General features: G+C 67.9%; 23 protein-coding genes and 1 tRNA gene. 6 read left to right on the top strand and 18 right to left on the bottom strand.

Annotation, left to right across the window (positions count from 1 at the left end; translation table 11 throughout):
* Window positions 1-88: 88 nt before the first annotated feature.
* The 13 genes from AC5P6H_RS13705 to AC5P6H_RS13645 all read right to left on the bottom strand — a co-directional run bounded on the left by AC5P6H_RS13705 (window position 89) and on the right by AC5P6H_RS13645 (window position 11,234).
* On the bottom strand, window positions 89-442 hold the full coding sequence (locus AC5P6H_RS13705; protein WP_005412452.1) for a PilZ domain-containing protein: 354 nt from the start codon (window positions 440-442) through the stop codon (window positions 89-91).
* Entirely contained in the window at window positions 439-1,395 is a 957-nt protein-coding gene (locus AC5P6H_RS13700; RefSeq protein WP_046429215.1) for a DNA polymerase III subunit delta', read from the bottom strand. Before AC5P6H_RS13700 ends, AC5P6H_RS13705 begins: the two co-directional genes overlap by 4 nt.
* Window positions 1,392-2,057: a dTMP kinase gene (gene tmk, locus AC5P6H_RS13695; protein WP_197556796.1), complete on the bottom strand. Its 666-nt coding sequence runs from the start codon at window positions 2,055-2,057 to the stop codon at window positions 1,392-1,394. Before tmk ends, AC5P6H_RS13700 begins: the two co-directional genes overlap by 4 nt.
* Window positions 2,054-3,115: an endolytic transglycosylase MltG gene (gene mltG, locus AC5P6H_RS13690; RefSeq protein ID WP_495202763.1), complete on the bottom strand. Its 1,062-nt coding sequence runs from the start codon at window positions 3,113-3,115 to the stop codon at window positions 2,054-2,056. The genes tmk and mltG overlap by 4 nt, the downstream gene beginning before the upstream one ends.
* A gap of 192 nt (window positions 3,116-3,307) precedes the next feature.
* A complete protein-coding gene (locus AC5P6H_RS13685; protein WP_495202762.1) occupies window positions 3,308-4,672 on the bottom strand; it encodes an aminodeoxychorismate synthase component I in 1,365 nt (454 codons plus the stop codon).
* Window positions 4,673-4,764: 92 nt separating this feature from the next.
* The gene (gene fabF, locus AC5P6H_RS13680; protein WP_134808562.1) at window positions 4,765-6,027 is read right to left on the bottom strand and encodes a beta-ketoacyl-ACP synthase II; all 1,263 of its coding nucleotides are present in this window, start codon (window positions 6,025-6,027) and stop codon (window positions 4,765-4,767) included.
* A gap of 143 nt (window positions 6,028-6,170) precedes the next feature.
* Window positions 6,171-6,410: an acyl carrier protein gene (acpP, locus tag AC5P6H_RS13675; RefSeq protein WP_005415509.1), complete on the bottom strand. Its 240-nt coding sequence runs from the start codon at window positions 6,408-6,410 to the stop codon at window positions 6,171-6,173.
* Window positions 6,411-6,562: 152 nt separating this feature from the next.
* Window positions 6,563-7,306: a 3-oxoacyl-ACP reductase FabG gene (gene fabG / locus AC5P6H_RS13670; protein ID WP_005408312.1), complete on the bottom strand. Its 744-nt coding sequence runs from the start codon at window positions 7,304-7,306 to the stop codon at window positions 6,563-6,565.
* Between the two features lie 82 nt (window positions 7,307-7,388).
* The gene (gene fabD / locus AC5P6H_RS13665) at window positions 7,389-8,333 is read right to left on the bottom strand and encodes an ACP S-malonyltransferase (RefSeq protein ID WP_414611683.1); all 945 of its coding nucleotides are present in this window, start codon (window positions 8,331-8,333) and stop codon (window positions 7,389-7,391) included.
* Window positions 8,334-8,493: 160 nt separating this feature from the next.
* Window positions 8,494-9,276 carry a BUD32 family EKC/KEOPS complex subunit gene (locus AC5P6H_RS13660; RefSeq protein WP_046429200.1) on the bottom strand — a complete coding sequence of 261 codons (783 nt, stop codon included), beginning with the start codon at window positions 9,274-9,276 and terminating at the stop codon, window positions 8,494-8,496.
* 77 nt (window positions 9,277-9,353) lie between these two features.
* Complete coding sequence (locus AC5P6H_RS13655; RefSeq protein WP_014646186.1) at window positions 9,354-10,331, bottom strand: beta-ketoacyl-ACP synthase III; 978 nt, start codon at window positions 10,329-10,331, stop codon at window positions 9,354-9,356.
* A 91-nt stretch (window positions 10,332-10,422) separates the two neighbouring features.
* Window positions 10,423-10,617 (bottom strand): 50S ribosomal protein L32, encoded by a 195-nt coding sequence (rpmF, locus tag AC5P6H_RS13650; protein ID WP_004154640.1) that lies wholly within the window; start codon window positions 10,615-10,617, stop codon window positions 10,423-10,425.
* A 107-nt stretch (window positions 10,618-10,724) separates the two neighbouring features.
* The gene (locus tag AC5P6H_RS13645; RefSeq protein WP_049404889.1) at window positions 10,725-11,234 is read right to left on the bottom strand and encodes a YceD family protein; all 510 of its coding nucleotides are present in this window, start codon (window positions 11,232-11,234) and stop codon (window positions 10,725-10,727) included.
* Between the two features lie 113 nt (window positions 11,235-11,347).
* Between AC5P6H_RS13645 and AC5P6H_RS13640 the strand changes: the two genes are divergently transcribed.
* Window positions 11,348-11,917, top strand: coding sequence for a Maf family protein (locus tag AC5P6H_RS13640; RefSeq protein WP_495202761.1), 570 nt, complete (start codon window positions 11,348-11,350; stop codon window positions 11,915-11,917).
* A 102-nt stretch (window positions 11,918-12,019) separates the two neighbouring features.
* On the opposite strand, the gene AC5P6H_RS13635 is transcribed toward AC5P6H_RS13640, so the two are convergent.
* A complete protein-coding gene (locus AC5P6H_RS13635; RefSeq protein ID WP_197606096.1) occupies window positions 12,020-13,855 on the bottom strand; it encodes a glycosyltransferase family 39 protein in 1,836 nt (611 codons plus the stop codon).
* A 42-nt stretch (window positions 13,856-13,897) separates the two neighbouring features.
* Here AC5P6H_RS13635 and AC5P6H_RS13630 point away from each other — a divergent pair, with 42 nt between their 5' ends.
* From AC5P6H_RS13630 to AC5P6H_RS13615, 4 genes are read left to right on the top strand one after another with little or no spacing between them, the layout of a single operon-like run.
* On the top strand, window positions 13,898-14,851 hold the full coding sequence (locus AC5P6H_RS13630; protein ID WP_032958559.1) for an AAA family ATPase: 954 nt from the start codon (window positions 13,898-13,900) through the stop codon (window positions 14,849-14,851).
* A gap of 23 nt (window positions 14,852-14,874) precedes the next feature.
* Window positions 14,875-15,798, top strand: coding sequence for a DUF58 domain-containing protein (locus AC5P6H_RS13625; protein WP_049441032.1), 924 nt, complete (start codon window positions 14,875-14,877; stop codon window positions 15,796-15,798).
* Window positions 15,791-17,740, top strand: coding sequence for a transglutaminase TgpA family protein (locus AC5P6H_RS13620; RefSeq protein ID WP_495202760.1), 1,950 nt, complete (start codon window positions 15,791-15,793; stop codon window positions 17,738-17,740). The genes AC5P6H_RS13625 and AC5P6H_RS13620 overlap by 8 nt, the downstream gene beginning before the upstream one ends.
* A complete protein-coding gene (locus AC5P6H_RS13615) occupies window positions 17,737-18,264 on the top strand; it encodes a Slp family lipoprotein (RefSeq protein WP_014036182.1) in 528 nt (175 codons plus the stop codon). The genes AC5P6H_RS13620 and AC5P6H_RS13615 overlap by 4 nt, the downstream gene beginning before the upstream one ends.
* Window positions 18,265-18,367: 103 nt before the next feature.
* On the opposite strand, the gene AC5P6H_RS13610 is transcribed toward AC5P6H_RS13615, so the two are convergent.
* The 4 genes from AC5P6H_RS13610 to dnaX all read right to left on the bottom strand — a co-directional run bounded on the left by AC5P6H_RS13610 (window position 18,368) and on the right by dnaX (window position 21,869).
* Window positions 18,368-18,727, bottom strand: a complete 360-nt coding sequence (locus tag AC5P6H_RS13610; protein ID WP_014646179.1) for a histidine triad nucleotide-binding protein — start codon at window positions 18,725-18,727, stop codon at window positions 18,368-18,370.
* A gap of 66 nt (window positions 18,728-18,793) precedes the next feature.
* Complete coding sequence (gene recR / locus AC5P6H_RS13605) at window positions 18,794-19,393, bottom strand: recombination mediator RecR (RefSeq protein WP_049441038.1); 600 nt, start codon at window positions 19,391-19,393, stop codon at window positions 18,794-18,796.
* Between the two features lie 82 nt (window positions 19,394-19,475).
* Window positions 19,476-19,796: a YbaB/EbfC family nucleoid-associated protein gene (locus AC5P6H_RS13600; protein ID WP_005408298.1), complete on the bottom strand. Its 321-nt coding sequence runs from the start codon at window positions 19,794-19,796 to the stop codon at window positions 19,476-19,478.
* Window positions 19,797-19,802: 6 nt separating this feature from the next.
* The gene (gene dnaX, locus AC5P6H_RS13595; RefSeq protein ID WP_227864259.1) at window positions 19,803-21,869 is read right to left on the bottom strand and encodes a DNA polymerase III subunit gamma/tau; all 2,067 of its coding nucleotides are present in this window, start codon (window positions 21,867-21,869) and stop codon (window positions 19,803-19,805) included.
* A gap of 143 nt (window positions 21,870-22,012) precedes the next feature.
* Between dnaX and AC5P6H_RS13590 the strand changes: the two genes are divergently transcribed.
* A tRNA-Ser gene (locus tag AC5P6H_RS13590) sits at window positions 22,013-22,105 on the top strand.
* The last annotated feature ends 761 nt before the right edge of the window (window positions 22,106-22,866 follow it).

Here is a 22,866-nt window from a genome sequence, read left to right as displayed (position 1 = left end):
GGGCTTTTCAGAGGCCGTCAACAGTTTTTCACAGTCGTGTTCACGGCGTTTCGGGGCACGCAGCCGGCATGGCCCGGCGCTACCGGAATCACATCGTATGGGTCGGCTTGTCCGAGCCGGTCAGGCCGGCCAGCAGGGTCTCGATCTTGTGGCGCACGCCCTCGCCTTCGGCACCGTCGGCCAGCTGCACCCCGATGCCGGCGGTGCGGTTGCCCTGCGCGCCGGCCGGGGTCACCCAGATCACCTTGCCGGCCACCGGCAGGCGCTCGCTGGAATCGGGCAGGGTCAGCAGCAGGAACACCTCGTCGCCCAGGAAATAGCGCTTGGGCGTGGGCACGAAGATGCCGCCATTCTTCACGAACGGCATGTACGCGCTGTACAGCGCGGCTTTGTCCTTCACAGCCAGGGACAGGATGCCCTGGCGGGCGTTGCTGGCACTCATCGATTTCCCCTTGCGGCAGGCCGCTCGTTCACCTTGTTCCAGGCCAGCAGCAACTCGACCACCGCGAGGTCTGCACGCACCGTGGTGCGCAGCAGGTCGCGGGTGCGGTTGGCCGCATCGAACCAGGCTGCAAGCTTGTGCAATCGCTCCGGCGTGGTCAAGGCGTCGGTACTGGCCTGGGCCAGCGCCAGATCGGCAGCGAAGCGCAGGCGCAGCGCCGCGTTGTCATCACCACACCACTTCTGCGCCAGCTCCACCGCGCCGGTCTTGCCGGCAGCCAGCTGTTCCAGATCTCGACCGACTTCGCGGCGCAGGCTCAGGCCGTCTTCGCGCAGCCAGTTGTCGGCCTGGCCGGGATGGCCGCGGGCGGCCTCCAGCGCTTCGCGCGCCGATGCTTCACTGTGGCCCAGCTGCTGCAGCCAGGCCAGTGCTTCGTGCTGCGGCGGCAGCTTGAATTCCAGTCGCTGGCAACGGCTGCGGATGGTCTGCGGCAGGCGTGCCGGGTCGCTGCTGATCAGCCACAGGTAGCGGCCGGGCTGCGGCTCTTCCAGGGTCTTCAGCAGCGCATTGGCCGCCGAGCGGTTGATCGCATCGGCCGGATCGACGATCACCACCTGCGCCACGCCGTACTGCGGGGTCAGCGCCAGCTTGTCGGTGATCTCGCGCACCTGCTCGATGACGATCTCGGTACGCAGCTTGTCGCCGCTCTTGTTCGGAATGAAGCTGACCAGCTGCAGGTCCGGATGGGTGCCGGCGGCGATCAGCTGGCGCGTGCGCGTGGCGTGCGTTGCATCACCCTGCGCCAGCACGTGGTCGGCCAGCGCCAGCGCCACCTCGCGCTTGCCCAGCCCGGCCGGGCCGCAGATCAGCAGGCCATGACCGAGGCGACCGGCGTCGAGCGCGGCCACGGTCTGGTCGAACGCGCGCTGCTGCCACGGCGAAAACGTGCTCATGCGCCCTCCCCGTCCTGCAGCCAACGCTCGACACGTGCGACCACATTGGCGGCCACGCGTTCCTGCACCTGGCCGGCGTCGATCAGCGCGAAGCGCTGCGGGTCCTGCTGTGCGCGGCTGCGGAACACGGCGCGCACGCGCTGGAAGAAATCGTCCTGCTCGCTCTCGATGCGGTCCGGCCACAGGTCACGGCCGTTGGCGCGTGCGCGGCCGACGGCCACGTCCACATCCAGCAGCAGGGTCAGCCCTGGCAGCAGGCCGACCGCGCGGCGCTCCAGGTCGGCAATCCACTGCGGGTCAAGCCCGCGGCCACCGCCCTGGTAGGCGTAGCTGGAATCGGTGAAGCGGTCGCTCAGCACGTAGGCACCGCGCTGCAGCGCCGGCCGGATCACCTGACGCACATGCTGGGCGCGTGCGGCGAACACCAGCAGCAGCTCGGCTTCGGCGCTGAGCGGCTCGGCAGCGATCTCGGCATCGGGCTTCAGCACCAGGCCGCGGATGCGCTCGGCCAGCGGCGTGCCACCCGGCTCGCGGGTCAGCACCACCTCGTGGCCGTGGCGGCGCAGGCAGTCACGGATGGCATTGATGGCGGTGGTCTTGCCTGCGCCCTCGCCGCCTTCCAGGCTGACGAAACGCGGGTGGCGAAGCAGCGCGGGACTCATTGCGCCGGGGTCTCCTGGGTACGTTGCTGGCGCAGCTGCTGCAGGTAGCGGGCTACGGCGGCGTTGTGCTGGTCCAGGCTGGGCGAGAACACGTGCGCGCCGCTGCCGTCGCCCACGGCGACGAAGTACAGCGCATCACCGGCGGCCGGCTGCGCCACGGCCATCAGCGCGTCGCGACTGGGCATGGCGATCGGGGTCGGGGTCAGGCCCGCACGGGTATAGGTGTTGTACGGCGTATCGGTGGTCAGGTCGCGGCGGCGGATGTTGCCGTGATACGCGGCACCGATGCCGTAGATCACGGTCGGGTCGGTCTGCAGGCGCATGCCGATCTTCAGGCGGCGCATGAACACGCCGGCGATCTGCGGGCGCTCGCTGGCCAGCGCGGTTTCCTTCTCGATGATCGACGCCAGCGTCAGCAGTTCGTAGGGCGTGTTGATCGGCAGGTCCGGCGCGCGGCTTTCCCAGGCTTCGTCCAGCGCCTTTTCCATTGCGGCGTGGGCGCGCTTGAGCACGTCCAGATCACTGTCGCCACGCTGGTAAACGTAGGTCTCCGGCAGGAAGCGGCCTTCCGGGTGCTGGCCACCGAAGCCAAGGCGCTGCATCAACGCGGCGTCATCCAGGGTATCGGTGGTGTGCAGCAGCGGCTCGGCGCGCTTGAGTGCGGCACGCAGCTGGCGGATGTTCCAGCCCTCGACAATGGTGACGCGGTGCTGCAGCACCTTGCCGGCGCGCATGCGCAGCAACAGCTCGCGCGGGGTCAGCTCGCCACTGAGCGCGTACTCGCCCACCTTCAGCTTGCCGGCCGCATCGAGCTGGCGCGCCAGCAGTTGCCACTGGGTGTCCTGGCCCTCGTCCACGCCGGCATCGCGCAGCTTGCGCAGCACGCTGTTCATGCCATCGCCGCTGGCGATGACCACGCTCTCGGCGGTCGGGGTGATCGGGGCGTCGGCGAAGCGGGTCTGCTGGTAGAAGAACCACGCGCCCGCGCCGGCCACGACGGCGGCCAGCACCACGACCAGCGTTACCACGAACAGACACCCGCGCTTGGCTCCCGCCATGGACTACCTCTGAACTCGATTCCGTCGTGCAGGATACCGTGCCGGTGGATTGGGGTCATGACCGGGGTGGCGCCTGCGTGCCGGCCAACGGTCGGTCAGTAGATCCACGCCATGCGTGGATGAACGCCCGGCGGCATGACTGCGGGGGTCAGAGCCCTCGCGCGGTGCGCAAGGGATCCGACCCCGACCGGATCAGCCCTGCTGGCCCAGCGCGCGCAGCAGGCCGCGGGCCTTGGCGCGGGTCTCGTCCAGTTCCTTGTCCGGGTCCGAATCGACCACGATGCCGGCGCCGGTGCGGAAGCTGACCTGGTGGCCATCCACTTCGGCGGTGCGGATCAGGATGTTCAGGTCCAGGTCGCCATCGCGGTTCAGCCAGCCGAACGCGCCGGTGTAGGCACCACGCGGCACCTGCTCCAGCTCGCTGATGATCTGCATGCAGCGCACCTTGGGGCAGCCGGTGATGGTGCCGCCCGGGAACGTGGCGGCGATCACCTCGCCGGGCGTGACCTCCGGGCGCAGGTGGCCGCTGACGTTGCTGACGATGTGGTGCACATGCGCGTAGCTCTCCACCGTCATCAGCTCATCGACCACCACGGTGCCGGGCAGGCAGATGCGGCCCAGGTCGTTGCGCTCCAGGTCGATCAGCATCACGTGCTCGGCACGCTCCTTGGGGTGGCCGACCAGCTCCTGGATGCGTGCGGCATCATCGTCCCCCTCGAAGCGCGGACGCGTACCGGCAATCGGACGGGTCTGCGCGTGGCCGGCATGCACCGACACCAGCCGCTCCGGCGAGGAACTGACCACATGGCGGCCGTGGGCACTGAACAGGCCGGCGAACGGTGCCGGATTGGCACGGCGCAGCTGCGCGTACAGCGCCTGCGGGCTGACCGGCGCAGCGAACTGCGCGCTCCAGCGCCGCGACAGGTTCACCTGGAACACGTCGCCGGCACGCAGGTACTCGATCACCCGGCGCACGCCGTCGGTGAAGCGCTGCGGCGCATCCTCGCCCACCGCCTGCGGCGGCTGCCAGCCCTGCCCGGCCTCGGGCAGCGCGGCCGAGGCCAGTGCCACCAGCGCATCCAGCAACGCCTGCTCGCCGGCCTCGGCGATGACGAAGCTGGCGCCGTTGTGATGGTCATGCAGCACCGCGGCCGGGCAGCGCAGCGCCAGCGCGGTCGGGCGGCCGTCCTCGCGCGCACGCGCCGGCAGCACCGGTTCGATCTGGCTGGCCACTTCGTAGTCCAGCATCAGCGCCCAGCCGCCGCGGAACGGCAGGCTGTGGCTGCCGTCATGCAGCAGGCGTTCGCGCTGCCAGGCACGGTCCAGCACCTGCAGGAAGCTGCCGGCGTGCACCGCGTCGTGCTGGTCGCGCACCTTGCCATCGGCATCCAGCCGCAGGCAGTCGCCCTGCGTGGCCAGCAGCAGGCTCCAGCGGCCCTGCGCGGTGCCCGAGGCAGTGGATTCCATCAGCAGCGGGAAGCGCGCCGGGTCATGCTGCTGCAGGGCCAGCAGATCGATCGGGTGCGGCAGCGGGTGGATCAGCGGTGCATGGGTCATGGCGGCCAGTTCGGGGGTTCAGATGCACGGAAGCCGCCTTGCGGCGGCTCCGTAGAACGCGGCGTCGAGCATGGCCCGACGCTACAACTCGGTCAGACGCGCTTGAAGACCAGCGTGCCGTTGGTGCCGCCGAAGCCGAAGCCATTGGACATCACCACGTCGACCTTGGCCTGGCGCGCTTCGTTGGGCACGTAGTCCAGGTCGCAGCCTTCGCCCGGCTGCTGCAGGTTGATGGTCGGCGGGATGACGTTGTCCTGCAGTGCCATCACCGAGAAGATCGCTTCCACGCCGCCGGCAGCACCCAGCAGGTGGCCGGTCATCGACTTGGTGGAGCTGACCATCATCTTGTAGGCGTGGTCGCCGAAGGCGGTCTTCATCGCCATGGTCTCGCCCAGGTCGCCCAGCGGCGTGGAGGTACCGTGCGCGTTGAGGTAGCCCACCTGTTCCGGGCTCACGCCCGCGTCCTTCATAGCCATGGCCATGCAGCGCGCGGCGCCTTCGCCGTTCTCGCTCGGTGCGGTCATGTGGTACGCGTCGGAGCTTGCGCCGAAGCCGGCCAGTTCACAGTAGATCTTCGCGCCACGCGCCTTGGCGTGCTCGTACTCTTCCAGGATCAGGATGCCGGCGCCGTCGCCCAGCACGAAGCCGTCACGGTCCTTGTCCCATGGGCGGGAGGCCTGTTCCGGGGCGTCGTTGCGGGTACTCATGGCCTTCATCGCGCAGAAGCCGCCCAGCGCGGTCGGCGACGAGCCACGCTCGGCACCGCCAACCACCATCACGTCGGCGTCGCCGTACTGGATCATGCGCATCGCGGTACCGATCGAATGGTTCGAGGTCGCGCAGGCCGACACCGCCGAGAACGACGGGCCCTTCAGGCCGGTGATGATGCTCAGCTGGCCCGGCAGCATGTTGATGATGGTCTTTGGCACGTAGAAGGGCGAGATCTTCTTGCCCTCGTGGAACTCGATGGTCTGCTCTTCGATGCCGAGCAGGCCGCCGATGCCGGCGCCGACGATGGCGCCGATGCGCTCGGCATTGGCGTCGGTGATCTCCAGGCCCGAGTCGTGCAGGGCCATGAACGAGGCACCGAGGCCGTAATGGATGAACGGGTCCATCTTCTTGGCATCCTTGCCGCTGACCCGGAACTTGCCGAACAATTCATTGTCGGCGGTGATGTCGAATCCCTTGACCTCACCTGCAATCTTGGTGGTGAACCGATCCAGATAGGCATCCGCAACGTTGGTCAGCGGACCGATGCCCGAACGACCGTGGGTGATGCCTTCCCAGCTGCTGGCCAGATCATTGCCCAACGGCGAGACGATACCCAGGCCGGTTACGACGACGCGACGCTTCATTGCTGATTCTCCTGACCCGGCTGATTTCAACGGGCAACTCGGTTTGCTTCGGTGTGATGCTCAAACACACGGGGCCGCAACTGCGGCCCCATGGGGTGCGGTGCGCGGCGAGCGTGGGCCCGCGCGCGCACTGCCGTCTGACATCAGGCCTTGACGTGGGCCTTGATGTAGTCGATGGCGGCCTGCACGGTGCTGATCTTCTCGGCTTCTTCGTCCGGGATCTCGCACTCGAATTCTTCTTCCAGGGCCATCACCAGCTCGACGGTGTCCAGCGAGTCAGCGCCCAGGTCATCGACGAACGATGCGCTGTTGGTGACTTCTTCTTCCTTGACGCCAAGCTGTTCGACGACGATTTTCTTGACGCGTTCTTCGATGGTGCTCATGGGATCTCGCTCCAGATGGAGTTGTGGTTCAAAAGTGGTCGCCATCAAAGGCGATGGCCGTGGGATAGTGTAGTGGAAACCGGCGCGGCCATGCATTGCAGCAAAAACCTCCGCAGATCAACCACTTGCGGCGCAATCCCTGCGCCCCTTGCTTACGGCATGTACATGCCGCCGTTCACATGGAGGGTTTCGCCGGTGATGTAACCGGCAGCCGGGCTGGCCAGGAAGGCCACCGCATGGGCGATGTCTTCCGGCGACCCCAGGCGTTCGAGGGCGATGTCGTTGATCAGCGCGGTGCGCGCTTCTTCCGGCAACGCCTTGGTCATGTCGGTGTCGATGAAGCCAGGTGCGACAACATTGACGGTGACGCCGCGCGAACCGATTTCCTTGGCCAGCGACTTGCTGAAGCCGATGATGCCCGCCTTGGCCGCGGCGTAGTTGGCCTGGCCGGCATTGCCGGTCACGCCCACCACCGATGCGATGTTGATGATGCGGCCCTTGCGCGCCTTCATCATGCCGCGCATCACCGCCTTGCTGGTGCGGAACACGCTGGTCAGGTTGGTGTCGATGATCGACGCCCAGTCCTCGTCCTTCATGCGCATGAGCAGGTTGTCGCGGGTGATGCCGGCATTGTTGACCAGGATCGAGATCGGGCCGAATTCCTTGGCGATGCCATCGAGCACGCTGTCCAGCGCGGCGGCATCGGTGACGTTCAGCGCGCGGCCGTGACCACCGTGGGCGGCCAGGCGTTCGCCGATCGCGGCAGCGCCGGATTCAGTGGTGGCGGTACCGATGACGGTGGCGCCCTGGGCGGCCAGCAGATCGGCGATGGCGGCACCGATGCCACGGCTGGCGCCGGTGACCAGTGCGATTTCACCCTGCAGGGGCTTGCTCATGATGTTTTCCTCAGGCTGGGGCGACCGCCGCACCCGTGCCGCTTGCCGCGGCCACCGGTACGGTCGGCAGGAACAGGGGGGATCAGGCCGACCATGCCTCGCGGGCGGCTTCGAAGTCGCCCGGCGTGGCCAGCGAACGGCCGTCGATGGCCTTGTCGATGCGCTTGACCAGGCCGGTCAGCACCTTGCCCGGGCCGCACTCGGCGATCCGGGTGACGCCACGGGCAGCCAGCGCCTGCACGCACCCGGTCCACTGTACCGGCTGGTACAGCTGCTGGACCAGCGCGGTGCGGATCGCGTCGATGCCGCTGTGCACCTGGGCGTCGACGTTCTGCACCACTGGCAGCTGCGGCGCGTGCCAGGACAGGCCGGCCATCACTTCGGCCAGGCGGTTGGCGGCTTCGCGCATGAGCGGGGTGTGCGAGGGCACGCTGACGGCCAGCTTGACCGCCTTGCGCACGCCCTTCTCGGCCAGCAGCGCCAGCGCACGGTCGACCGCGTCGGCGTCGCCACCGATCACGATCTGGCCCGGCGAATTGAAGTTGGCCGGCACCACCACCTGGCTGCCTGCCGCTTCGGCGCAGACGTCCAGCACCAGCTGGTCTTCGGCGCCGAGCACGGCGGCCATGGCGCCGACACCGGCCGGTGCGGCTTCCTGCATCAGCTGGCCGCGCAGGCGCACCAGGTGCGCACCGTCATGCAGGCTCAGTGCGCCTGCGGCAACCAGGGCGGTGTACTCGCCCAGGCTGTGGCCGGCCAATACCGACGGGTGCGGACCGCCCACGGCGTTCCAGGCGCGCCACACGCCGATGCTCGCGGCCAGCAGGGCCGGCTGGGTGTATTCGGTACGGTTGAGCATTTCCTCCGGGCCGCCCTGGGACAGCGCCCACAGGTCGACGCCGGCACCATCGGATGCCTCGGTGAAGGCTTCACGCACCTGTGGGTGCAGTTCGGCCAGCTCGGCCACCATGCCCACAGACTGCGAGCCCTGGCCGGGGAAGACAAAAGCGAGGGTGGATACGGTCACGCGGTCATCCGCTTGTTGCAATCGAAGCGGGCCATGATAAGGGGGAACATGCCGTGTCGTCTGTACGTGCGCGTATGCACGCGTATGGTGAATGGCCGGGCAAGCGCAACGGGGTCAGATCCCTTTTCCGCAGGAAAAGGGATCTGACCCCTGTCAGCCATCAGCAGAACAGCTGCAGGACGTCCAGGTCGCCGTCGGCGAGGAAATCCACGCACAGGCCCACCAGCATCAACACGCCGGCGGTGCTGGCGCCGTGGGCGATGAAGATGGAATGGGCCAGCGCGCGCGCCGAACGGCCCAGCTTCATGCAGACCCGGGCCAGGCTGCGCAGGCGGCCGCTGACCGCATGCACGTGCTCGCGCACCGGCGCCTGAACGTCACCCATCGCCTCGGCCATCATCGCCTGCAGGTGCCCGGGGCGGTCGGCGTAGTACTTGGCCACGCCGTAACCGAACATCAGCCAGTCGCGGGCCTGCGCTTCGGACAGATCCATCACTTCCAGCGGATCTTCCTCGAAATCGATGAAGCCGACCTTCTCGCCATCCCATGTGAGGTTGCGCGGCAATGGCTGCCCGAAATAGGCGCCGCGGGCATGAGCTTCAGCAATGGCCAGCATCGCCGCCATCACCAGCTGATCGCGACCGGCTTCGTCGGCTTCGCGCAGGCAGGTATTGAACGAGCTGCCGTTGTCGCCGATCACCAGCGCGGCATGACCGGTGCCCAGTACGTCCGGCACGTTCACACCCTGCGCCTGCAGTTCCGCGAGGCGGCGGGCCTCGGTTTCGCGTGCGGCGTCGCCACCGCGGTGCGGCGGCGGGCGCAGCGCATCCAGATGGAAACGGCGCGCAACAAAATTGAGCAGGCCCAGGGCCATTGCCCGGCTTCCCTTGCCGTACTGCTTCAGCCAGGCACGTTGCCCTTCGATGACGATGGGCTCAACCATGACAGGTCCTCCTTAAACGCGTTACGGCCCCGGAGGGGCCGTAACGACAAGAATTCACATTGTCGTAACTTGCACTATCAATAGCGCAGCAGGGCCGAACCCCAGGTGAAGCCGCCGCCGAAGGCCTCCAGCAGCAGCAACTGGCCACGCTCGACCTTGCCCGAACGCACCGCGGCATCCAGCGCCAGCGGCACCGAGCCGGAGGAGGTGTTGCCGTGCTTGTCGACGGTCACCACGACCTGGTCCATCGACATCTCCAGCCGCTTGGCGGTGGCTTCGATGATGCGCAGATTGGCCTGGTGCGGGATCAGCCAGTCCAGGTCGGACTTGTCCAGGCCGTTGGCGGCCAGGGTCTCGTCCACGACCGAGTCCAGCGCCTTGACGGCGTACTTGAACACGTCGTTGCCCTTCATGTTGATGGTGCCGCCACCGTTGGCGCCGTCCTTGAAGCCGGTCGAAACGCCGACCGGGTTCCACAGCAGTTCCTTCTTGCTGCCATCGGCATGCAGGTGGGTGCTGAGGATGCCGGTGTCTTCGTCGGCCTTGAGCACGACAGCGCCGGCGCCATCGCCGAACAGCACGCAGGTGGTGCGATCGTTCCAGTCGACCATGCGGGTCAACGTTTCGGTGCCGATCACCAGCACGTGCTTGCAGTCGCCGGAGCGGATGAACTTGTCGGCCACGCCCAGCGCGAACACGAAGCCGGAACAGGCTGCGTTGACGTCGAAGGCGGGGCACCCGGCCACACCGAGCTTGGCCTGGATCAGGCACGCGGTGGACGGGAAAATGAGATCAGGGGTGGTCGTGCCGACCACGATCATGTCGAGCTGCGAGGCATCGATGCCTGCGGCTTCAAGCGCGCGCAGGGCGGCGTTGTAGCCAAGGTCGCTGGTGGTTTCGCCTTCGGCCGCGATGTGCCGTTCACGAATACCGGTGCGCGACTGGATCCACTCATCCGAGGTTTCGACCATTTTTTCCAGGTCGGCGTTGGTCAGGACTTTTTCCGGCAAATAGCTACCGGTGCCCGCGATCCTCGAATAGATCCGCTTGCTCATCATGTTTCCTGTTGCGCGGGCCGCCGATCACCGGCACGCCCGGGAAAGAAGGCAAAGGCCGCTGCCCGGAGGCAGCGGCCTTCCCGGCACATCAATCTTCTTCGACAGCCGAGGTCTTGGTCTGGATGACCTTCTTGCCGCGGTAGAAACCGTCGGCAGTGATGTGGTGACGCAGGTGCACTTCGCCGGTGGTCGGGTCGGTCGACAGCTGCTTGGCGCTCAGGGCGTCGTGGGCACGACGCATGCCGCGGCGGGACGGGGTGACACGGGATTTCTGCACAGCCATGGGATTGCTCCAAACTCGGTTCGATTTGCTTCGTCGTATCGTCGCGCAGGACGCCAGCGCCCAGCACACTTTCGCTTTCGCCGCAGCCGCCGACGACAATCCGGCTGCTATTGTTTCTTCAGTGCTGCCAACGCCGCAAACGGGTTGGCCTTCTTCGTTTCTTCTTCGCTCGGTGCCCAGTCCTTGTCGACTGCTTCACCGTCGGGCGACAGCGGCACCACGGGCACCGCCAGCACCAATTCGTCCTCGACCAGATCCAGCGGACGCAGCTGGCCGTCTTCCGGCACCAGCAACGCCTCGTATTCCTCCGGCAGGGACGATTCCTCGTCCTCGTCGCGGATCAGGCCAAGCCTCTGGGTCACCTTCACCGGCAACAGGAATCGCTGCATGCTGCGCTGACAGGTCAGCGGCAGCGCGGTGTCGATGGTCAGTTCCACATAGGATACCCGCAAGACGTCGTCGCGACCGAATTCAAGCGAGTAGACACACTCGCCGTCGGTATCTGCGACCAACCCCTGCAGGCGGGTCAATTCAGCCAGGGAGACCTGACCGTCGAAGCGCCTTCGCGCTACAACCATCCGCCAGGCATCCAGCGTTTCGGGCACGTTCGCGGACATAAGCCGCTGAATACTAAGGATCGCACCGCCCGCTGTCAAATGCCCGCCCTGCACGACTTGCCGCTGGCGCCGTGGAGGGGCCAGACTGCCGCGCCCTGCCCCGGTATTGTCACATGTCACTGGTCCTGGCCTCCACCTCCCGCTACCGTCGCGAACTGCTGGAACGGCTGGGCCTGCCCTTCGACTGCGCACGCCCGGACGTGGATGAAACCCCTCTGGGCGCCGAGACCCCGCTGGCCCTGGCCACGCGCCTGGCCGCCGCCAAGGCCGCCGACGTGGCCGCCCGCCATCCGGGCGCCTGGGTGATCGGCTCGGACCAGGTGGCCGACCTGAACGGCCTGCCGCTGGGCAAGCCGGGCACGGTCGAGGCGGCCTGTGCGCAGCTGGCGGCAATGTCCGGACAGACGGTGCGTTTTCACACGGCAATCAGTCTCAGGCGGGATGGAGAATCCCTCGCCACCCTGGATCTGACCGAAGTACGCTTCCGCGTGCTGGACCCGCAGGAAATCATCCGCTACGTCGCCGCCGAGCAGCCGCTGGACTGCGCCGGCAGCTTCAAGTGCGAGGGCCTGGGCATCAGCCTGTTCGAGGCAATCGACAACCGCGACCCGACCGCGCTGGTCGGCCTGCCACTGATCGCGCTGTGCGGCCTGCTGCGCAGGGCTGGATTCGCGGTGCCGTGAACGGTAGAGCCGAGCCCTTGCTCGGCCGTCTTTTTTTAGGCTGCCCGCCATCTGTAGCAGAAGCAGCCGAGCATCGGCTCGGCTCTACAGGACCAGGGGACCTCAACGAACTTCGAACGGCTGCTCCTGCCACGCCTCCACGCTGCCGTCGCGGCCGTGCAGGCGCAGGCCAAGCCAATGCCGCCCCGGCGCCAGCGTGGTGGTATCCAGCGATGCGTCGAAGCCCACCGCCGGATGTTGCGGATCGGTGCTGTCCGGCCAGGTGTGGCGGATGTCGAACATGCGCCCGTAGCGCGCATCGCCAATCGAATGGCCATCGACCAGCACTTCGATGCGCGCCAACCCCACGCCATCCTTGAATGCCCAGCCCTTGATGGCGAGCGTTCCGGAGACCTTCTCACCGTTGGACGGCGCATCCAGCCAGGCCATTGCCGGCGTCACGCAGGGCCCCTGCGCGCGCTGCACCGGCAGCTGGAACAGCAGGAAGCGCTGGAAACCATGATCGCTGCTGACCACGCGCGGCGCCGGCAACGGCCCCACCTGCTCGCAGATGGCGTGATAGCGCGCCAGCAGATCGCGGTAGCGCTGGTCGCTGGGTGACAGCACCAGCAGCATCGGCGCACTGCGCGGGCCTTCGTGCAGCAGGCCCCACTGTGCCAGCTGTGCGGTCCGCCCATGCTTGTCGTTGAGCGGATGCGGCAGCACCTCGATATCACCGTTGCCCAGCTGGAAGCCCAGTTCGGCACCGACCTTGAAGTTGCCCGCCAGCACACGCGTGCCCGGCGGCATCTGCCGCAGTTCGTCGCGCACCGCCACGGCCAGCGGCTGCCAGCCGGCAAAGTTGCGCGGGTAGTACTTGCTGCCAGCCATCTGCTCGCGCAGCGCCGGCGTGGACGCCATCAGGTAGTAGCCGAAAGCCAGTACGGTGCCTGCAGCTGCCAGCCACCAGCCGGTGCGGCGCAGCCAGCGTGGCCAGCCGTTGAGGACCACCGGCACGGCCACCAGCAGCGCCAGGTAGCCCGGCAACGGCCAATGGAAACTGATCCGCTCGACATCGGTGAAGAAGCCCAGCAGGAAGATGCCCAGCGTCGACACCCCGCCCACCAGGCCGAAATAGCGCCATTGCACCCGCACACCACCACCACTGCGGGTACCCGCCAGGGCGACCTTCCACATCGCGATGCACAGGATCGGCGTCACCAGCATCGGCTGGATCACCAGGAACCACAGCCCTTCCCACTCGAACGTCCACGGGTGGCGCTCGACCACCTGGAACTTCAGGCCAGCATCATGGTTGTCCGCATTCCACGCCAGCAACGGCAGCCAGGCCAGTACACCCACCGCCAGCGCCACCCATACGCGCGGGTCGGCCAGCATGCGGCGGCCCTGCGGCAGCGCCAGCAGCGCAATGAAGCCGACACCGATGACGCCAATGAAACGGTAGTGGCTGAGCGCACCGATCAGCAGGCCCAGCGCCAGCTTCATCGCCGACGACGCATCCACGTTGTGCAGCAGGCGCGCACCGGCCTGCAGGCAGATCACCGCCGCCAGCGCCATCGGCACATCCGGCACGGCCAGCAGGCCCAGCGTGGCCGACAGCGGCATCAGCAGGGTCAGGCTGCCCGCCTGCCACCCTGCGACGTTGCCAAACCAGCGCGTGGCGATGCGCACCACCAGCAACGGCAGCAACGCACCGATGGCCAGGAACGGCAGGCGCAATGCGAGCACGTGATGGCCACCGATTTCCACGCCCAGGCGTGCAAGCCATGCTGTCAACCCCGGCAGGTCGGAATAGGCGGCGGCCAGGTGCTGGCCTTCCTGCCAATAGAACGCCTCATCGACGAACAGCGGCAGGCGTGCAGCCACCACCAGCTTGGCCGCTGTGATCAGCGTCCATAACCAGAGAAATATTGCCCGCGCGCGCTGTTCGCCTTGCATTGCTCTATGGATAATCGAGTGGATTCCAGACCTGAGACGATCATGCCAGCCTCGTCCCCCAATCCCAGCATGCTAACCGATCAACTGCGCCAGGCCCTGCGGGAGGCACAGGATCAGGTGAACGCACTGGTACTGGGCAAGGTGCCGGAAGTCAGGCTGGCCTTTGTCGCCCTGCTTTCCGGCGGCCACCTGCTCATCGAAGATCTGCCCGGGCTGGGCAAGACCACGCTGGCGCATGCATTGGCCAGCAGCCTCGGCCTCAGCTTCCAGCGCGTGCAGTTCACTTCCGACCTGTTGCCGGCGGACGTACTGGGCGTATCGGTGTACGAGGCCGGCAGCCGCCAGTTCCAGTTCCACCCCGGCCCGGTGTTCACCCACGTGCTGCTGGCCGATGAGATCAACCGCGCACCGCCGCGCACGCAGAGTGCGTTGCTGGAGGCGATGGCCGAGCAGCAGGTCACCCTGGATGGACAGACGCATCCACTGCCCGATCCATTCTTCGTGATCGCCACGCAGAACCCGGTCGACCTGTCCGGCACCTTCCCGTTGCCGGATTCGCAGCTCGATCGTTTCCTGCTGCGGCTGGCGATGGGCTACCCGAGCGTGCAGGCCGAGCGCGAGCTGCTGCGTGGCAGCGATCGCCGCGACCTGATCGCCCGCGCGGTGCCGAAGCTGGATGACACCCAGGTGCGTGCGCTGCGTGAAGCCGTTGGCCAGGTACACGCCAGCGACGCGCTGATCGACTACGTGCAGGCACTGTTGACCCGCAGCCGCCAGCATGCCGGCGTACGCGTGGGCCTGTCACCGCGCGCCGGGCTGGCCCTGCTGCGTGCCGCCAGGGCGCATGCACTGCTGCTCGGCCGCGGGCATGTGGTGCCCGAAGACGTGCAGACCCTGTTCGTGGCAGTGGCCGGCCATCGCCTGGTGGCGGAGGCCGAATCCAGCTCCGGGCCGGCACTGGCGCGGGCGATCCTGCAGACCGTCGCGGTGGACTGAAGGTGGCCACACGCTGGGCACGCATGCAGCTGCTGGCACGCCCACGCAGGCCCGAAGCCCTGCCGCAGCGACTGGATCGCCATCGCATCTATGTACTGCCGACGCGCTTCGGCCTGTTCGTCGCCACCCTGCTGTCGGCGATGCTGCTGGGCGCATTGAACTACAACAACAACCCGGCCCTGCTGCTGGCACTGTTGCTGGCCGCAGCAGCGATCGCCAGCGCCATTGCCGCGCACCTGCAGCTGTCCGGCATACAGATCGATGCAATCTCCGCCGAGCCGGTTCCGGCCGGGCACCCCCTGCGCCTGCGCGTGGACCTGTCGTTGCGCGACCCGCGCGCGCGCCACGGGCTGCACCTGCAGCTGGGCGCAAGCGAGGCGTGGGTCGCACTGCCTGCACACGGTCGCGGCGAAGTGGAGCTGGATGTCCCCAGCGAGCGCCGCGGCTGGCTGGAACTGCCGCGCATCCGCCTGTCCAGCACGCAGCCGCTGGGGCTGGTGCGGGCATGGTCGTGGGTGTGGCCGGAGCAGCCGCTGCTGGTCTATCCACTGGCCGAGGCACTGGCACCACCCCTTCCGGAAAGTGGCAGCGATCCACTGCACACCCGCGCCCATGCCAGTGGCGAAGAGCTGCACCAGCTGCGCCCCTATCGTGCCGGCGACGCCCCGCGCAGCATTGCCTGGAAACACTCGGCACGCCGCGACAGCCTACTGGTACGCGAATACGAGAAGCCGATCGGCATCGAAGTGGTGCTGGACTGGCGCACGCTGGCGCCGCTGGGCCATGAAGCACGCATCGCGCGGTTGGCACGCTGGGTCGACATGGCCGAGCGCGAAGGCCGGCGCTACACGCTGCTGCTTCCAGCCCATCCCCCGTTCGGGCCCGGCCAGGGCGCCAGCCACCACCACCTGTGCCTGCGCGCACTGGCGCTGATGCCCCATGACTGAGCCTGCCGTCCTGCTCGATCGCAACGCCCGCAGCTGGACCCTGGCCAGCGCAGCGCTGGCGCTGCTGCCACTGCTGCTGCAGCTGCCGCCGGTGCTGGCCGTCGTGATCGCGATCACCGCCGTGCTGACCGCTGCGCTTTCCTGGCGGCGGGTGCTGCCGATGCCGGTGCGCCTGCTGCTGGTGCTGGCCATGCTCGCCACCATCGTCTGGCAGATGGGCATGGTGCGGCCGGGGCGTGATACCGGCTGTGCGCTGCTGGCGGCGATGCTGGCCATCAAATCCAGCGAACTGCGCAACCTGCGTGATGCGCGCAGCCTGCTCGGCTTCGCGCTGTTCTCGCCGTTCGCGGCCTTCCTGCTCGACCAGGGCCCGCTGACCACGGGACTGGCTGCGCTGGCCGCGGTTGCCGCACTGCTGGCCCTGCAACGCCTGGCCCAGGACGAGGGCCGCAGCCCACGCCTGCCACTGCACGGTCAACTGCGCGGCGTCGGCCGCCTGCTTGGCATCGGCCTGCCGCTGGCACTGGCCTGCTTCTGGCTGTTCCCGCGCTTGTCCACGCCGTTGTGGGGCGTACCCGAACGAGCGGTGGGTACACCCGGCCTGGCTGACAGCATGGCGCCGGACCAATGGCTGGACCTGATGGCCGACGACACCCCGGCGCTGCGCGTGCAGTTCTTCGGCGCGGTGCCCGAGCCCGCGCAGCGCTATTGGCGCGGCCCGGTGCTGACTTCCTTCGATGGCCACCGCTGGAGCCGCGATCGCGCGACGGCCCGGCGCCCCGCCCCCGTGGTCGAAGCCGCCGCACAGGGATGGGACTACCAGATCGACTACGAACCCACCGACCGTCGCCTGCTGGTGGCCCTGGACCTGCCCAGCCGCGCACCGGAAGGCAGCAGTTTCGATGCGGACATGAGCCTGCGCAGCGACCGCACGCTGTCCGCGCTCAGCCGCTGGCGGTTGCATTCGGCGCCTCCGCAACGGTTCGACACCGATCTGTCGCCCTACCTGCGCCGCGCCGCGCTGCAGCTTCCCCCCGGCTTCAATCCGCGCACCGCCCAGCTGGCACGGCAATGGCGGCAGGAGGCCGGCAACGATGACGAAGCCATCGTCCGCCGAGCGCTGCAGTGGATCACCCGCGACTTCTCCTACACGCTCGATACCCCGGTGGCCGGGCGCGATCCGGTCGACGATTTCCTGTTCAACTACAAGGCCGGCTTCTGCCAGCACTTCAGCTCGGCCTTCGTGGTGCTGATGCGCAACGCCGGCATTCCGGCCCGGGTGGTGACCGGCTTCGCAGGTGGCACCCGCAACCGCATCGGGGACTACTGGGTAGTGCGGCGCATGGACGCCCACGCCTGGGCCGAAGTCTGGCTGCCCCAGCGCGGCTGGGTCCGGGTGGACCCGACTACGGCCGTGGCACCGGAACGCATCCTGGACACGCTGGACGACCGCTTGCAGGCCGGCACGGACACCCCGCTGCAGCAGCGCTGGCTGCAGCTGGGGCAAATGGGTGACTGGTTGCGCCGTGGCTGGAACGACCTGGTGCTTTCCTTCGACGCACGCCGTCAGCAGCAGCTGCTCAGGCCGTTCGGGCTGGATGATCTCGGGCCGGCGCAGCTGGTGGCCGGCTTCGTGGTCGCCGCACTGCTGGCATTGGCATGGATGGCCTGGCTGCTGGCCCGCGGCGAGCGCGAGCGCGACCCGCTGCTGCGCGCCTGGCACCGGCTGGGGCGGCGCTATGCGCGCCTTGGCCTGGCCCGCGCCCCCCACGAGACGGCATGCGACTGGTCACGACGGGTACACGCCGTGCGCCCCGACCCCGCCCTGCTGGCACTCAGCCAGCGTTTCGCCGACGCGCGTTACGCTGGAACTTGCACCGACCTCGCTTCATTATTGCGGGACCTGCGCAGGCATCGCCCGACTTCCGGAGCCTCCCCATGAACACCAAGTTCCTCCTCACCGCTGTGGCCACGCTGGCCCTGTCGGCCTGCGCCACGGCCCCCAAGCCGCTGCAGGGACAGTTCAGCCTGGTCTCCCCGCGCGACTCGGTCGCCACCCAGCAGGTCGGCACGCCGGTCCGATGGGGTGGTCGCATCATCGAGACTAAGCCCGGCCAGGGCGAGACCTGCTTCCAGATGATCTCGCGCCCCCTCAACGCCAGTGGCCGCCCGAACACCACCTCGTCCGACGCCAGCGACGGCCGCTTCATTGCCTGCCGCGCCGGCTTCTACGACCCGGCCGTGTTTGAAGCCGGCCGCGACGTGACCTTCATCGGCAAGATCGACGGCTACCAGAACACCCGCATCGGGGAGTACGACTATCGCCTGCCGAAGCTGTCGGCCGACGTGATCTACCTGTGGCCGGAACAGCGCCAGGTCGATGTGGTGCCCTACCCCTATGGCCCGTGGGGCCCGGGCCCGTATGGCCCGTACTGGGGTGGTTACGGCCGTTGGGGCTGGTGGTGATCGCCACCGGCCATGCGTGATCGAAAAAGGCCGCCTTCGGGCGGCCTTTTTTTCATCCACGCATCGCATGGATCCACTGCGGGCAATGGTGGATGCCGGGCGCTCAGCGCCCCGGCGTACCGAAATGCCCCAGCGGCGCACCGGCCAGCAGGTGCATGTGGATGTGGAACACGGTCTGCCCGGCATCCTCGCGGCAGTTCATCACGATGCGGTAGCCGTCCTGCGCGAACCCTTCGCGGCGCGCATATTCGGCGGCAGCCAGGGCAAGCTTCCCGATCAGGTGCGCCTGCGACGGCTGCAGGTCGTCCAGGGTCGGGATGATCTCGTTCTTCGGAATGAACAGTACGTGCACCGGCGCCTGCGGTGCGATGTCCTTGAAGCCCAGCACCTCGTCGTCCTCGTAGACGATGGTGGCCGGGATCTCGCGACGGATGATCTTGCTGAAGAGGGTTTCGTTGCTCATGGTCGGCCTCGGCGGGATGTCTTCCGCATTGTAGGCCGGACACGCCGGGCGCTGCCCGGACAGCGCTCAGTCGCGGAATTCGCTGCGCGTGCCGAACGCGTGCGACAGCGTGCCGCGGTCAACGTATTCGAGTTCGCCGCCGAGCGGCAGGCCCTGCGCCAGGCGGCTGGGCTGCACCTTGCGCGCGCGCGCCAGCTGCGCCAGGTAGTGCGCGGTGGCTTCGCCTTCGACGGTGGCACTGGTGGCGATGATCAGCTCCTGCACCTCACCTTCGGCCAGACGCTGCTCCAGCTGCTCCAGGCCCAGCTCGCGCGGGCCGATGCCATCGAGCGGCGACAGCCGGCCCTGCAGCACGAAGTAGACACCGCGGAAGCCGGTGGCGTTTTCGATGGCCAGGCGGTCGGCCGGCGATTCGACCACGCACAGCTGGCTGCGCTCGCGGCTGCTGTTGGCACAGGTCGGGCACAGCTCGGTTTCGCTGAAGTCGCGGCACTGCGCGCAGTGGCCGATGCGCTCCACCGCCAGCGCCAGGGCTTCGGCCAGTCGCTGGCCACCTTCGCGCTCGCGCTCGAGCAGGTGGTACGCCATGCGCTGTGCGGTCTTCTGGCCCACGCCAGGCAGCACCCGCAGTGCGTCGATCAATTGTTCAAGCAGGGGTGCGGACACGGCGGCATGCTTTCATGGCGTCGAGCAGGCTCGACAGCTACAGATTCTGTGGCACCCGCTTGCACGGGTGCCACGCTGGCAATCAGAACGGCAGCTTCATGCCCGGCGGCAGCTGCATGCCGGCGGTGGCCGAACCCATCTTCGACTTCGACTCGGCGTCGATCTTGTTCGAAGCGTCGTTGAAGGCGGCGGCGATCAGGTCTTCCAGCATCTCCGGGTCGCTGGTCAGCGACGGGTCGATGCGCACCTTGCGGCATTCCTTGGCACCGGTCAGGGTCACGCTGACCATGCCGCCGCCGGCACTGCCGGTCACTTCGATCTTGGCGATTTCTTCCTGGGCCTTCTGCAGGTTTTCCTGCATCTTCTGGGCCTGCTGCATCAGTTGGGCGATGTTTCCGCGCATGGTGTCTTACTCGTCAAAAGAACGGATGGAATCGGAAACAACCCGGGCACCGTGCTGCTGGATCAGCACCTGCACTTCCGGGTCGTCCATGAAAACGGCCTCTGCCACCTGCTGCCGCTCGCCACGCTGGCGGTCGGCCCGCTGATGCAGGGTCTCGGCCGGAACGTGTTCGGTTTCCACGGTCTCGACCACGATCTTCGGCGCCTGGCCGAGGGCCTTCTGCAGCATCTCGCCCAGGGCAGCCAGCGCGCGCTCCGAGCGCAGGTATTCAAATCCGGGCGAAAGGCCCAGTTTCAAGGTCCCGTGCTGGCAGCTGATGAACGCGGCGTTGGCGGCCAGCTGCCGCGAGGGGCCGCTGAGGCCGCTGTTGGCGACCAGGTCAAGCCAGTCTTCGGCCGTGGCCAGCTCGCTGACACCTTCCTGCGGCGCGGCGGCATGCGCCGGGGCCGGCTTGGCATGTTCGGCCGGCGCAATGGCAATGCCTTCGGCGCGGAACGGGCGCTCGGGCGGCGCAGGCTCGCTGGGAGCCGCGACGGGAGCCGGCGGTTCGTGCCAGGGCGCAGCCATGGCAGCGTCCGGGCCGGACATCTCGGCCGCCAATGCCTCGTCACGCGCCTCGGCTTCGTCAGTGGCCCACGGCGGCAGGTCGTCGCCTGCCTCTGCAGTGACGGCAGGCGCCGGCGCCTGTGGCTCAGCCTTCACCGGCGGCGGCGACACGGGCTCTTCCACCGGAACCGGCTCGGGCTCCGGCGTCGGATCTGGTTCCGGTTGCGGGGCCGGTTCGGGCTCGGGTTCAGGTTCGCGCGGCGCGGCCTGCACCGGCGCGGCGGCCTGCGCCGCTACCGCCGGGCTGCCCGAAGCGGCAGCAGCGGCCGGCGTCGCATCGTGGCTACCGGTACCGGCGCCACCACCGGCAGCGTTGCCACCCGGCGTGCCGCCCAACGCACCGTCGACGGCCTTCGGCACCGGCGGTACCGCTGCGGCCGGACGGAACGCCAGCATGCGCAGCACGGCCATTTCAAAGCCCGCGCGCGGGCTCGGCGCCAAAGGCAGGTCGCGGCGGCCATTCAGGGCCATCTGGTACCAGAGCTGCACCACTTCCGGGCGCAGGCGCTCGGCGAATACGGCGACATCCAGAGCTTCCGCCGCGGCAGCGCCCGGCACCAGCTGCTGCACCTGGATGCGGTGCAGCCCTTCGGCCAGCGCTTCCAGCACACCACTCCAGTCCGGCGAGAACTCTGCCAGCGCGGCTACCACCTGCAGCAGGCGCGGGCCATCGCCGTCGGCCAGCGCATCGAGCATCGCCGCCACCTGGGTGCGGTCCACGGTACCCAGCATGGTGCGCACCACGTCCTCACGCAGCGCGCCGCCGGCATAGGCGATCGCCTGGTCCAGCAGTGACAGGCCGTCACGCAGGCTGCCATCGGCGGCCTTGGCCAGCTGCACGATGGCGCTGCCATCGGCCTCGATCGCTTCCGCCGCCAGGATGCGGGTCATCTGGCCCTGGATCTGGTCTTCATCCAGGCGCTTGAGGTTGAACTGCAGGCAGCGGCTGAGCACGGTGACCGGCAGCTTCTGCGGATCGGTGGTGGCCAGCAGGAACTTCACGTGCTCCGGCGGTTCTTCCAGCGTCTTCAGCAGCGCGTTGAACGCCGCCTTGGACAGCATGTGCACTTCGTCGATCAGGTAGACCTTGTACTTGCCGCGCGAGGGCATGTACTGCGCGTTCTCGATCACCTCGCGCACGTCATCCACACCGGTGTTGGACGCGGCGTCGATTTCCAGCAGGTCGATGTAGCGGCCGGCGTCGATGTCCAGGCAGGCCGCGCACTGGCCGCACGGGTCGGCGCTGGTACCCTGCTCGCAGTTCAGCGACTTGGCGAAGATGCGCGCGATGGTGGTCTTGCCCACGCCGCGGGTGCCGGTGAACAGGAACGCGTGGTGGACCCGGCCGCTGTCCAGCGCGTTGCTGAGCGCACGGACCACGTGTTCCTGGCCCACCAGCTCGGCGAAACGCTTCGGACGCCACTTGCGGGCAAGGACGAGATAGGACATCAGGCCACCGTTTTCCATCGGATGTTCCATTGTGCCATGCCTGTCCAGCCCCCTCGCCAACAATGCCGCTGGATGCGCCCCTGATCAGGGTGCTTGTGTCCGGCCGCGCCGCCCGCTAGAATCTGCGCCCCTGCTGAGGCGTTTGCCGATGGCAGGGATCCGGAGAGGTGTCCGAGTGGTTGAAGGAGCACGCCTGGAAAGTGTGTAAGCGTCTAAACCGCGCTTCGGGGGTTCGAATCCCCCTCTCTCCGCCAGACAAATGAAGAAGCCGCCCTCTGGGCGGCTTTTTTATTTGGCTGGCGGAGAGCATCGGGCGAGAGAAGCCCTGCCGGGGTTCGACGGTTCTGCAGGAGCAGAACCGGACCGCCGAAGGCGGGTCCCGGGGCGCAGCGCGCACCGGGATCGGGTGCATGGATGCACCCGACAATCCCCCTCTCTCCGCCAGATAACTGAAAAAGGCTGCCTTCGGGCAGCCTTTTTCAGTTATCTGGCGGGGGATGCGAAGTGCGCTGCGCGCGCTTCGCCCCAAACGTTGCTGCGCAACGTTCGGGCCCCTCCCCTTGCCGGCCTCTCCCCGCCCCTGTCGGGGCAGCCCCTCAACAGAGGGGCTTGTTGCTCCAGATCCATCAATGGGTTTCCGCCGTGCGGGGATGCCTGGTCGGCTGTACCTCGCAGAAGCCACTGGCGGGAGATGCGAAGTGCGCTGCGCGCGCTTCGCCCCAAACGTTGCTGCGCAACGTTCGGGCCCCTCCCCTTGCCGGCCTCTCCCCGCCCCTGTCGGGGCACCCCTCAACAGAGGGGCTTGTTGCTCCAGATCCATCAATGGGTTTCCGCCGTGCGGGGATGCCTGATCGGCTGTACCTCGCAGAAGCCACTGGCGGGAGATGCGAAGTGCGCTGCGCGCGCTTCACCCCAGACGTTGCTGCGCAACGTTCGGGCCCCTCCCCTTGCCGGCCTCTCCCCGCCCCTGTCGGGGCAGCCCCTCAACAGAGGGGCTTGTTGCTCCAGATCCATC

It is taken from the genome of Stenotrophomonas sp. YJH_SMC_110 (assembly GCF_059369255.1).
The sequence above is the reverse complement of the archived record's forward strand: the minus strand, read 5'-3'. Positions and strand labels throughout refer to the sequence as shown.

Coding starts and splice junctions, on each gene's coding strand:
- AC5P6H_RS13705 (WP_005412452.1), bottom strand. CDS start 442: ATGAGTGCCAGCAACGCCCGCCAGGGCATCCTGTCCCTGGCTGTGAAG.
- AC5P6H_RS13700 (WP_046429215.1), bottom strand. CDS start 1,395: ATGAGCACGTTTTCGCCGTGGCAGCAGCGCGCGTTCGACCAGACCGTG.
- tmk (WP_197556796.1), bottom strand. CDS start 2,057: ATGAGTCCCGCGCTGCTTCGCCACCCGCGTTTCGTCAGCCTGGAAGGC.
- mltG (WP_495202763.1), bottom strand. CDS start 3,115: ATGGCGGGAGCCAAGCGCGGGTGTCTGTTCGTGGTAACGCTGGTCGTG.
- AC5P6H_RS13685 (WP_495202762.1), bottom strand. CDS start 4,672: ATGACCCATGCACCGCTGATCCACCCGCTGCCGCACCCGATCGATCTG.
- fabF (WP_134808562.1), bottom strand. CDS start 6,027: ATGAAGCGTCGCGTCGTCGTAACCGGCCTGGGTATCGTCTCGCCGTTG.
- acpP (WP_005415509.1), bottom strand. CDS start 6,410: ATGAGCACCATCGAAGAACGCGTCAAGAAAATCGTCGTCGAACAGCTT.
- fabG (WP_005408312.1), bottom strand. CDS start 7,306: ATGAGCAAGCCCCTGCAGGGTGAAATCGCACTGGTCACCGGCGCCAGC.
- AC5P6H_RS13660 (WP_046429200.1), bottom strand. CDS start 9,276: ATGGTTGAGCCCATCGTCATCGAAGGGCAACGTGCCTGGCTGAAGCAG.
- AC5P6H_RS13655 (WP_014646186.1), bottom strand. CDS start 10,331: ATGAGCAAGCGGATCTATTCGAGGATCGCGGGCACCGGTAGCTATTTG.
- rpmF (WP_004154640.1), bottom strand. CDS start 10,617: ATGGCTGTGCAGAAATCCCGTGTCACCCCGTCCCGCCGCGGCATGCGT.
- AC5P6H_RS13645 (WP_049404889.1), bottom strand. CDS start 11,234: ATGTCCGCGAACGTGCCCGAAACGCTGGATGCCTGGCGGATGGTTGTA.
- AC5P6H_RS13640 (WP_495202761.1), top strand. CDS start 11,348: ATGTCACTGGTCCTGGCCTCCACCTCCCGCTACCGTCGCGAACTGCTG.
- AC5P6H_RS13635 (WP_197606096.1), bottom strand. CDS start 13,855: ATGCAAGGCGAACAGCGCGCGCGGGCAATATTTCTCTGGTTATGGACG.
- AC5P6H_RS13630 (WP_032958559.1), top strand. CDS start 13,898: ATGCCAGCCTCGTCCCCCAATCCCAGCATGCTAACCGATCAACTGCGC.
- AC5P6H_RS13625 (WP_049441032.1), top strand. CDS start 14,875: ATGCAGCTGCTGGCACGCCCACGCAGGCCCGAAGCCCTGCCGCAGCGA.
- AC5P6H_RS13620 (WP_495202760.1), top strand. CDS start 15,791: ATGACTGAGCCTGCCGTCCTGCTCGATCGCAACGCCCGCAGCTGGACC.
- AC5P6H_RS13615 (WP_014036182.1), top strand. CDS start 17,737: ATGAACACCAAGTTCCTCCTCACCGCTGTGGCCACGCTGGCCCTGTCG.
- AC5P6H_RS13610 (WP_014646179.1), bottom strand. CDS start 18,727: ATGAGCAACGAAACCCTCTTCAGCAAGATCATCCGTCGCGAGATCCCG.
- AC5P6H_RS13600 (WP_005408298.1), bottom strand. CDS start 19,796: ATGCGCGGAAACATCGCCCAACTGATGCAGCAGGCCCAGAAGATGCAG.
- dnaX (WP_227864259.1), bottom strand. CDS start 21,869: ATGGAAAACGGTGGCCTGATGTCCTATCTCGTCCTTGCCCGCAAGTGG.